This window comes from Microbacterium sp., from assembly GCF_051953575.1.
Lineage (GTDB): Bacteria > Actinomycetota > Actinomycetes > Actinomycetales > Microbacteriaceae > Microbacterium.
The window spans coordinates 1-8,905 of the sequence record NZ_JBQCIP010000233.1; the positions used below are offsets into that span (position 1 = coordinate 1).

Genomic DNA, 8,905 nt, shown 5'->3' on the forward strand with positions numbered 1-8,905 from the left:
TCGCTCAGCTTCTCGCGGCCGATGCGGAGCACCTCTGTCATGACCTGGCCGTCCATGTCGTAGCTCAGAGTCGCGTGATGCAGCACGCCTCCGTTGGCGAGCCGCTTCTGAGCGGCGCCGCCGATCTTGCCCGAGGGTCCCGCGATGTCGTTGAGCGGCTGGTACACGGCGTCGATCCCGAGTGCGCGGAGCGCCTGCAGCACCCAGTCATCGAGGAACGCGTACCAGTCTGCGAAGGTCATTCCGGCGACGAGGGATGCCGGCACGTACAGCGAGTAGGTGACGATCGAGTTGGCGCCCATGAGCATGGCACCTCCGCCCGAGATGCGCCGCACGACGTCGTAGCCGTGCTTGGCGGCGCCGTCGGGGTCGACCTCGTTGCGGAGGGACTGGAACGAGCCGATCACGACGGCGTTCTCATCCCATTCCCAGATGCGCAGCGTCGGTCGCCGGCGGCCGTCGCCGACCCGGCCGGTGAGCACCTCGTCGAGCGCGAGGTTCATGCGCGGAGACACCGGGGCGTCGTGCACGATCTCCCAGTCGAAGTCGCGCCAGCCCGGTGCGGTGACGAGCGCCCGCCGCACCGCGGTCCCGACGGCCTCGGGGGTGAAGCCGAGCAGCTGAGCGCCCTCGGGGAGCGCACCGCGCACGGCGGCCGCGATGGTCGCGACATCGGCCTCGATCGGCAGGCCGTTGACGGCGGCGTCGATGTCGAGCAGCGCGTCGTCGGGCTCGAGGAAGAAGTCGCCCGCGAGGCGGAAGTCCGCGATGCGCCCGCCCTGCTCTTCGAGGTCGACGACCACGAGCTTCCCACCGGGCACCTTGTATTCGCCGTGCATGGATTCAGCCTATTCGCGCCGGGCGGGCGGGGTCGCGGCATCCCTCCCCCCGGACTCGCGAAAGGGTATGTTCTCGCCGCGCCGGGCGGCGGAACATGCCCTTTCGCGATGCCGAAGGCCGGCCGACGGGTCAGTTGATGCCGGGGATGACGAGCCAGTGGTTCACCAGCACGATCCACAGTGCGATGACGGCGAGGGCTGCGATCGCGATGCCGATGCCCTGGCGCCCGCGGAAGACGATGCCGATGACGACGACGATGAGCGTCGCGATGGCGAGGACCAGCGATCCGAACGGGATGCCGGGCAGGAAGAGCGACAGCACGAACAGCGCCGCGACGACGATCTCGATGATGCCGACGACGGTGTTGCCCTTGCCGCGGACGCGCAGGATGCCGTCGATCAGAGCGAGGACGCCGCCGACGAGGGCGATGAGCAGAAGCCAGCTGAGGGTGATCAAGGCGGGGGGACCCTTCTCCAGGAAAGCCCCGGCGGGCGCCGGAGCGCGGTCAGCCTATCGACGGCGCGCGCCGCACCGCCCGTCGGCGCCGGGGTCTGGACGCGGGGTCCCACGGACTGCTATGAGGCGGTGGCGACGACCCTTCGGCGCGTCGCCACCGCCTCGCTTCACCGCGCGAGCCGGAGCCCGGTCACGAGGTGCAGGCGCGCCCGTCGAGCAGGAACTGCCAAGGGGTGACCGGCGCACCGGTGGCGTGCACCACCGTGTCGGGTGCGTTGCCGGTGCGCTTGGCGGTGCCGCTCACCGTGACGACTCCTCCGGTCTGGCTGATGCTTGCGCGCGTCGCCTTCGCGGCGACCTGCCCGTCCGGCAGTGAGAATCCGAGCGAGAAGCGGTCCGCGACGGCGCCCGAGAGCCGGACGGTCGCTGAGAAGCCGCCCTTGTCGGCGGTCGGCGTCCAGTCCACGTGGCAGTCGAGCGGCGCGATCCCGGGCTGGGCGAACGCGATGAGCTCGCGCGCCTGCTGCGGGAACCACTGCCCTGCGGCCGGGTCCTCGTAGCCGCGCTCGGGGTCGTTCGGGCCGGCCGTGCCGCGGTAGCACTTGCCGTCGGACTCACCGGGGACCTTGATCCACAGGTAGGCGTCGACGAGCGCCTCGCCCGTCGTCGTGTCGGGACGCAGGCCGAGGCCGCGGTCGGGCGGGTTGCACCAGTCCTCGTGCGCCGGGTAGACCCCGACCGGGTACTGCCACGCGCCCAGGCCGTTGCGGCTGGTGTCGATCACGAACCGGGTCGTCGGCTGGACACCGCCGAGGATCGACGCATAGCGCGAGTCGACCCCGGACGTGTTGAGGGCCGGGTCGGCGGCATCCGCGGTCCATTCGCCGTACTGCGACATGCCGACGCCCTGCCAGCCGGTGGCCGGGCCGCCGTTCCAGTACTGGTTGCCGCACGATCCGAAGTCGCCGGGGTTCACCTCGGTGACGTACGCGATGCACTGCGACACCCACGTGCCGTACGCGGTGGAGTTGGCCGTGAACTGGTAGTTCGAGACGTTGAGGAAGAACCCGTCGGCGCGCTGCACACCGGCCTTGAGCAGGCGGTCCGAGATCTCGCCGACGTTGAGCCACGCCGAGTTGGTGCCGTCCAGGTAGACCGATGTCGCGGGGAGGGCGGCGAAGGCGTCGACGGCGTGGTTCAGCTGCGCGAAGCGGTCGGCCGTCGCCGTCTCGGCAGGCACCTCGGCCGGCTGGCACCACTCCACTGAGCCGTCGAGGGTCGTGTAGTGCGGGATGACGCCCAGGCCGTCGGGCTCGACGATGACGGTGGCGTCGCGGCCGCCGATGCCGGCCGCGAACCCGTCGATCCAGGCCTCGTACGCGGCGGTGTCGGCAGCGCCGCCGGCCGAGTACTGCGCGCAGTCGCGGAACGGCAGGTTGTACGCCACGAGCACCGGCATGCGGCCCTGAGCGGCTGCGGCGGTCACCACGGCGTCGACGGCGGCCTCGACCTCGGCAGGCGTGCCGTCGGTGAACCACGTCGCCGACGCGATCGAGCCGAGCAGCTGGGCGTCGTCGCGCGCCTGTCCGGTGAGCGACTGGGCCGCTTCGAGCGTCGTGCTCCACGGGTCGACGTAGAGCTGCGAGCCGACGAGGCCCGTGTCGTCGTCGGCGACGGCAGCGGTCGCGGTCAGCGGCAGCGCGAGTCCGGCGGTGAGGGCGGCCGCCGCGCCGAGGGCGAGCGCGCGGCGAGTGCCTGCTCTCGCGCGGGGACGGATGGATGCCAGAGGCATAGTGGTTCTCCTGTCGTCGTCGACCGCCGGGCGTCATCGTCCGGGGAGTGGGATCGCCATGCGTGGGAGCGCTCCCACCACGATCACTGCGGCCAGGATGGCGGACGCACGCGCATGCTGTCAAACACCGCGGCAGGTGAGCGCCGACTGGCGTCCCCCTTATGCGATGACGTCCTCAGGGTGTTGGCGTGCGGCTCACTTGCCGCTGTAGACGGGGAACCGGCTGTCGTCGCCGTAGTCGCGGGCCTCGAGGTGCCGCAGCGCGGTCATGTCATCGTCCGAGATGAGGAAGTCCACCTGGGCATTGGCGCGCATGTGGTCCGGGTTCGCGGTCTTCGGCAGCGAGACCGTGCCGAGCTGAAGGGTGTACCGGATGCATAGCTGCGGCACCGTGACACCGTAGGTCTCGGCCATCTCGACGACGAACCGGTTCTTCAGCATCTGACCGTGCGCGATCGGCGAGTACGCCTGCACCTGGATGCCGCGGTCGGCGCAGAACTCGAGGAGATCAGTCGGGGTGTTCCCCACGTGCACGAGCAGCTGGTTCACGTGCGGGACGACCGTTCCGCCGTCGATGATGTTCTCGACGTCGGACTCCAGGAAGTTCGAGACGCCGATCGCGCGGAGCTTGCCCGCGGTGTGCGCCTCTTCGAGTGCCCGCCAGGCGGCACGGTTGCCGTCCGCATAGTCGCCCCCACGGAAGTCGGCCCACGGCTGCGGACTGTGAATCAGCATCAGATCGACGTACTCGAGCCCCATCGTGCGCAGCGACCCGTCGATCGCGGCGACCGCTGTGTCGTAGTCCTTGATCTCGGCGGCGAGCTTCGTTGACACGAACAGATCCGACCGGGCGACGCCTGAGGTGCGGATGCCTTCCCCGACGCCGCGCTCATTGCCGTACGCCTGGGCGGTGTCGATGTTGCGGTAGCCGATCTCGACGGCATCCCTCACGGCCTGCGCGGCCTTGTCCTCCTCGATGAACCAGGTGCCGAGCCCGAGCTTGGGGATCTCGACGCCGTTCGACAGCGTGTAGGTCTCGTCCAGGATGCTCATGCGATGCTCCGCTTCTCCGTGAGGGTGTTGTAGTACTCGTCCGTGACCGGTTCGAGCCATTCGTTGTCGGTATTCTCGCCGGGCACGGCGATCGCGACATGACTGAACCACGAGTCGGCCTTCGCACCGTGCCAGTGCTTCTGCCCGGCGGGAATCTCCACGACTGCGCCGGGTTCGAGGCTCACGGGCTCCTTACCCTCGGCCTGGAACCAGCCGCTGCCCGCGACAGCGAGCAGGATCTGCCCGCCACCCGATGTCGCGTTGTGGCGGTGCCAGTTGTTGCGGCATCCGGGCTCGAACGTGACGTTCGAGACGCTCATACCGAGACTCGCAAGCGGTGCGACATAGCTCTGCCCGATGAAGTACTCGGCGAACGCGTCGTTGGGTTCCCCCTTCGGGAACACGCTGTCGAAGCTCACGTCATTCCTCCCCCGCGCTGACCTTTTTCAGCACCGTCATCGCCGCCATGCCGTTGGGCCAGCCGGTGTAGAACGCGAGCTGCAGGATCGCTTCCTTCAACTCCTCCTCTGTTACACCGTTCTGTCGGGCGAAGTCGAGGTGGAAGCGCAACTGATCGCTCTTGCCGAGGGCGGTGAGCGCCGCCACCGTGACCAGACTCCGGTCGCGCTTGGACAGGTCGCGACGCTCCCACACCTCGTCGAACAGCACCTTGTCGGTGTAATGCACGAGAGCGGGCGCGAAATCGCCGAACGCCCGCTGGCCGCCCGTCCAACCAGTATTCTCGTGGGTCATGATGTCCCCCTTCGTCGGACACCATCCACCCAACCCCTGCCCGCGTCCTCGAGGGAGTCCCTTGCAAGACGTGTACTCGCAGGGAACCCCATGAGCATGTGGTCGCGCGTAGCGTCGACGGCATGGACAACAAGGCAGAGGTGCGCGAGTTCCTCACCTCGCGTCGCGCGAAGCTCACCCCCGACGAGGTCGGGCTTCCGGGCGGGAGCAACCGACGCGTCCCGGGACTGCGTCGCAGCGAAGTCGCGACGCTCGCCGGGGTCAGCATCGAGTACTACGCCAAGCTCGAACGCGGCCAGATCGCCGGCGCATCGGAGTCCGTACTGCACGCACTCGCACAGGCCCTGCAGCTCGACGACGCGGAGCGCGAGCACCTCTCCGACCTGGCCCGCGCCGCGGGAGCACCACCCACCCGCATCCGCCGCAAACGTGGCACCTCAGCAGCCGTCCGCTCCGGCATGCAACTCATGCTCGACGCGATCACCGGCGGCGCCGGGATCGTCCGCAACGGGCGCATGGACATCCTCGCTGCCAATACCCTCGGCCGCGCCCTGCAGTGCGAGGCTTTCGAGTCACCCGGCGACGGGAACCTCGCCCGATATGCCTTCCTCGACCCACGGGCGCGAGACTTCCACCCGAACTGGGAGAAGGCAGCAGACATCACCGTCGGCATCCTCCGCACCGAAGCCGGCCGCGACCCGTATGACCGCGGGCTGCAGGACCTGGTCGGGGAACTCTCCACCCGCAGCACCGAGTTCCGCACCCGCTGGGGCGCGCACAACGTCCGCCAGCACGGCGCCGGGGTGAAGCAGTTCATCCACCCTGTCGTCGGCGCCCTCGAACTCAGCTATGAAGACATGCAGTTCGTCCAGCACCCCGGCCTCACATTCCTCATCTACGTGCCCCACCCCAGGTCCGAAAGCGAAGAGCGATTCCGGCTCCTCGCGAGCTGGCAGGCCACTCAGGAAACCACCGCCACCACGGCACAGAACGACGTCGACATCACCACGTCACAGAAGGACTGATCATGCACCTCCGCACACTCGGACAAGGACTCGAGGTCTCGGCCATCGGGCTCGGCTGCATGGGCATGTCGCAGAGCTACGGCCCCAACCCCGGTGACCGCGACGACATGATCGCCGTCCTCCGCTCCGCGGTCGATCTCGGGGTCACGTTCTTCGACACCGCGGAGGTCTACGGGCCGTACGCCAACGAAGAACTCGTCGGAGAGGCCCTTGAACCCGTCCGCCACCAGGTCACCATCGCGACGAAGTTCGGATGGGACATCCAGGGCGGCAAGAGCGTCGGACTCAACAGCCGCCCCGAGCAGATCCGCGCCGTCGCCGACGCGTCGCTGGCGCGGCTTCGCACCGACGTGATCGACCTGTTCTACCAGCACCGGGTCGACCCCGACGTGCCCATCGAAGACGTCGCCGGCACCGTCGGCGAGCTCGTGGCCCAGGGCAAGGTGCGCCACCTCGGCTTGTCCGAGGCATCCGCCACCACGATCCGCCGTGCTCACGCCACCTTTCCGGTGACGGCGCTGCAGAGCGAGTACTCCCTCTGGACCCGCGACCCCGAAGCCGAGGTCCTGCCGACCGTCGCAGAGCTGGGAATCGGGTTCGTCCCGTTCAGCCCCCTGGGCAAAGGGTTCCTGACCGGCACGGTCGATCAGCGCACCTCCTTCGCCGATGGCGACGTCCGCTCCACCATCCCGCGGTTCACACAGCAGAACCGTGAAGCCAACCACGCCCTCGTGGATCACGTCTCGGCTCTCGCAGCATCCAAGGGCGCGACGCCAGGACAGGTCGCGCTCGCGTGGCTTCTCGCGCAGCAGCCGTGGATCGTCCCCATCCCCGGCACACGCCGCACCTCGCGCATCGAAGAGAACGCGGGATCGACGGTCGTTCCATTGTCGGCCGACGACCTCGCCGACCTCGACGACCTGGCGCAGCGAGTCGGCGTGCACGGCGATCGCTACAACGAAGTGCACATGGGGTATGTCGGGCGTTGATCGGCCATCGGCAGCAGGCGGGAGTCCCAGGACGGGCGTCACGCTCTGACTCTTGAGGGCTCCCCGACCCCGGAGCGCAAGTCTCCCGGGGCCGGTTGTCAAGGCCCGTCACGACGGGGCGTCAGGCTGTGGACTGGATGCATGACATCGGAACACGCCGGGCCCTGGCCCCTGATCCAGCAGCGGCACACCCTCCAACTCCTCCGCGCGTTCGGAACGACCTTCCTGGCGTTCGGGGTGCTCGGCGTGGTGGCAGGCATCGCCATCTTGACGACCGGCAACGCGGTCTGGGTCGGGCTCACCATGTCGGCCCTGTGGCTGTGCATCGGTGCCCTCGGGGTGGTGATGCTCCTCCGGTACCAGCAGCAGCACGAAGCACTCGGCTCTGAGCGCTCATCTCACGCCGGCGAGGCGTAAAGGCGCCCACGAGCCCACGGTGTGCGCCTCGCCCGCAGCTGCAATGACGCCCGACATCAAGACCGCGCGGGGAACCTCTGCTCGAGCCAGGCCAGCAGGTCGGCGCGCACATCGGCCTTCATGACCTCGTTGAAGATCTCGTGCCGCGCACCCGGGTAGACGAGGGTCGTCACATCGGTGAACCGCGACCTCTTCCGGTAGGCGTCCGCGAGGCGGTGCACGCTGCGAGGCCCGCCCACGGGGTCGTCCCGGCCGACCATGAGCAGGGTCGGGATGCCGCGCCCGACGCGTCTGCGCGGCTTGCCGAGAAGGCGCAGCGTGTCGATCGGGCCGAACAGCTTCGGCAGCGGCGTCGTCGTGGTGAGGGGGTCGGCGAGGAACGCCTCACCCACCGCCGGATCTGACGACAGCCACTCCACGCCGGTGGCCTTCGGGCCCCGCCACGGCTTGTTGAGGTCGCCCGAATTGAGCGAGCCGGGCCACAGCAGCGACGATCCGCTCAGCACCAGGCCGTCGTACGCGTCGGGGTGCGCGTTCACGAGCTTCTGTGCCAGGAACGACCCCCACGAGTGCCCGATCAGGATCAGCGGCAGCCCGGGGTTCTCCGCGCGGATCAGTTCGGTCAGCTGCCATTCCGCCGCGATCGCGGCGCGAAGCCCCCCGGGACCGAGGCGGCCGAGCAGCGACGCGTCGCCGCCGTGCTGCTTCATGCCGGTGCGGCCGTGACCGCGGTGGTCGTCGGCGTACACGGTGAACCCGTCGGCGGTGAGCGCCTCGATGACGGAGCCGTAGCGGCCGGCGTGCTCGCCGACGCCGTGCAGCAGCTGCACCACCGCCCGCGGCTCGGTCGCCGGATAGACGTCGTAGACGATCGTGACACCGTGCGCGTCGATGAACTCGGGCATGCCGAGAGTCTAGGGCTGCGGCATCCGAGACTTTCTTTAGCAAGACTAATGAGCTAGGCTAACTATCCGGATGAGCAGCTACGGAACCCCCACGACAGATACAGAACACGATCCCGATCTCGCGGCCGCCGCCTCGCAGCTGCGGATCGCCACCTTCCGGCTCGCGCGACGCATGCGCACCCAGCGCGCCGTCGACTCGATGAGCGACGGGCAGTTCGCCGTCCTCGCGGCCCTCTGGAAGAACGGCCCCCACACCCTCGGCGAGCTTGCCGAGCGCGAACGCGTGTCGGCCCCCTCGATGAACCGCACCGTCAACTGCCTGCAGGACTCCGGCTGGATCACGCGCAGCGCCGACGAGAACGACGGACGCAAGGTGGTCATCTCGCTCACCGATTCCGGTCGCTCCGTGGTCGACGAGACCGCGCGGCGGCGCGATGCGTGGGTCGAGTCCGCGCTCGCCGAGCTCACCGACGACGAGCGCGCGACGATCGCCGCGGCGGCCGAGATCATGGCGTGGATGGTGAACCTGTGAGTGCGATGTTCCGGTCGTTCTCGGCCTTCAACTACCGGGTCTGGTTCATCGGCGCGCTGGTGTCGAACATCGGCGCATGGATGCAGGCGACCGCCCTCAGCTGGGTGGTGCTCACCGAGCTCACCGACAACGACGCCGCAGCC

11 protein-coding genes and 1 pseudogene are annotated in these 8,905 nt (G+C 69.0%); 5 read left to right on the plus strand and 7 right to left on the minus strand.

What is annotated here, in order from left to right:
- The 6 genes from ACTHNQ_RS14070 to ACTHNQ_RS14095 all read right to left on the minus strand — a co-directional run.
- The coding region (locus ACTHNQ_RS14070; RefSeq protein ID WP_440334314.1) for a lipoate--protein ligase family protein at positions 1-839 on the minus strand (839 nt) is incomplete at its 3' end.
- Between the two features lie 130 nt (positions 840-969).
- A complete protein-coding gene (locus tag ACTHNQ_RS14075; RefSeq protein WP_440334316.1) occupies positions 970-1,296 on the minus strand; it encodes a hypothetical protein in 327 nt (108 codons plus the stop codon).
- 190 nt (positions 1,297-1,486) lie between these two features.
- Entirely contained in the window at positions 1,487-3,088 is a 1,602-nt protein-coding gene (locus tag ACTHNQ_RS14080) for a glycoside hydrolase family 6 protein (RefSeq protein ID WP_440334317.1), read from the minus strand.
- Positions 3,089-3,283: 195 nt separating this feature from the next.
- Positions 3,284-4,141 carry an aldo/keto reductase gene (locus tag ACTHNQ_RS14085; protein WP_440334319.1) on the minus strand — a complete coding sequence of 286 codons (858 nt, stop codon included), beginning with the start codon at positions 4,139-4,141 and terminating at the stop codon, positions 3,284-3,286.
- Entirely contained in the window at positions 4,138-4,560 is a 423-nt protein-coding gene (locus tag ACTHNQ_RS14090; protein ID WP_440334321.1) for a cupin domain-containing protein, read from the minus strand. The genes ACTHNQ_RS14085 and ACTHNQ_RS14090 overlap by 4 nt, the downstream gene beginning before the upstream one ends.
- 1 nt (position 4,561) lies before the next feature.
- Positions 4,562-4,894: a carboxymuconolactone decarboxylase family protein gene (locus ACTHNQ_RS14095; protein WP_440334323.1), complete on the minus strand. Its 333-nt coding sequence runs from the start codon at positions 4,892-4,894 to the stop codon at positions 4,562-4,564.
- 122 nt (positions 4,895-5,016) lie between these two features.
- On the opposite strand from ACTHNQ_RS14095, the gene ACTHNQ_RS14100 reads away from it, so the two are divergent.
- From ACTHNQ_RS14100 to ACTHNQ_RS14110, 3 genes are all read left to right on the plus strand, one after another.
- On the plus strand, positions 5,017-5,919 hold the full coding sequence (locus ACTHNQ_RS14100) for a helix-turn-helix transcriptional regulator (protein ID WP_440334325.1): 903 nt from the start codon (positions 5,017-5,019) through the stop codon (positions 5,917-5,919).
- A 2-nt stretch (positions 5,920-5,921) separates the two neighbouring features.
- The gene (locus ACTHNQ_RS14105) at positions 5,922-6,908 is read left to right on the plus strand and encodes an aldo/keto reductase (protein ID WP_440334327.1); all 987 of its coding nucleotides are present in this window, start codon (positions 5,922-5,924) and stop codon (positions 6,906-6,908) included.
- A gap of 141 nt (positions 6,909-7,049) precedes the next feature.
- Positions 7,050-7,325 (plus strand): hypothetical protein, encoded by a 276-nt coding sequence (locus tag ACTHNQ_RS14110; RefSeq protein ID WP_440334329.1) that lies wholly within the window; start codon positions 7,050-7,052, stop codon positions 7,323-7,325.
- A gap of 56 nt (positions 7,326-7,381) precedes the next feature.
- On the opposite strand, the gene ACTHNQ_RS14115 is transcribed toward ACTHNQ_RS14110, so the two are convergent.
- Positions 7,382-8,230 (minus strand): alpha/beta hydrolase, encoded by an 849-nt coding sequence (locus ACTHNQ_RS14115; protein ID WP_440334331.1) that lies wholly within the window; start codon positions 8,228-8,230, stop codon positions 7,382-7,384.
- A 70-nt stretch (positions 8,231-8,300) separates the two neighbouring features.
- Between ACTHNQ_RS14115 and ACTHNQ_RS14120 the strand changes: the two genes are divergently transcribed.
- Both ACTHNQ_RS14120 and ACTHNQ_RS14125 read left to right on the plus strand, forming a co-directional pair.
- Positions 8,301-8,762 (plus strand): MarR family winged helix-turn-helix transcriptional regulator, encoded by a 462-nt coding sequence (locus ACTHNQ_RS14120; RefSeq protein WP_440334332.1) that lies wholly within the window; start codon positions 8,301-8,303, stop codon positions 8,760-8,762.
- A gap of 5 nt (positions 8,763-8,767) precedes the next feature.
- Positions 8,768-8,905: pseudogene (locus ACTHNQ_RS14125) on the plus strand (MFS transporter); the annotation flags it as partial.

Coding starts and splice junctions, on each gene's coding strand:
- ACTHNQ_RS14080 (WP_440334317.1), bottom strand. CDS start 3,088: ATGCCTCTGGCATCCATCCGTCCCCGCGCGAGAGCAGGCACTCGCCGC.
- ACTHNQ_RS14085 (WP_440334319.1), bottom strand. CDS start 4,141: ATGAGCATCCTGGACGAGACCTACACGCTGTCGAACGGCGTCGAGATC.
- ACTHNQ_RS14095 (WP_440334323.1), bottom strand. CDS start 4,894: ATGACCCACGAGAATACTGGTTGGACGGGCGGCCAGCGGGCGTTCGGC.
- ACTHNQ_RS14100 (WP_440334325.1), top strand. CDS start 5,017: ATGGACAACAAGGCAGAGGTGCGCGAGTTCCTCACCTCGCGTCGCGCG.
- ACTHNQ_RS14105 (WP_440334327.1), top strand. CDS start 5,922: ATGCACCTCCGCACACTCGGACAAGGACTCGAGGTCTCGGCCATCGGG.
- ACTHNQ_RS14110 (WP_440334329.1), top strand. CDS start 7,050: ATGACATCGGAACACGCCGGGCCCTGGCCCCTGATCCAGCAGCGGCAC.
- ACTHNQ_RS14115 (WP_440334331.1), bottom strand. CDS start 8,230: ATGCCCGAGTTCATCGACGCGCACGGTGTCACGATCGTCTACGACGTC.
- ACTHNQ_RS14120 (WP_440334332.1), top strand. CDS start 8,301: ATGAGCAGCTACGGAACCCCCACGACAGATACAGAACACGATCCCGAT.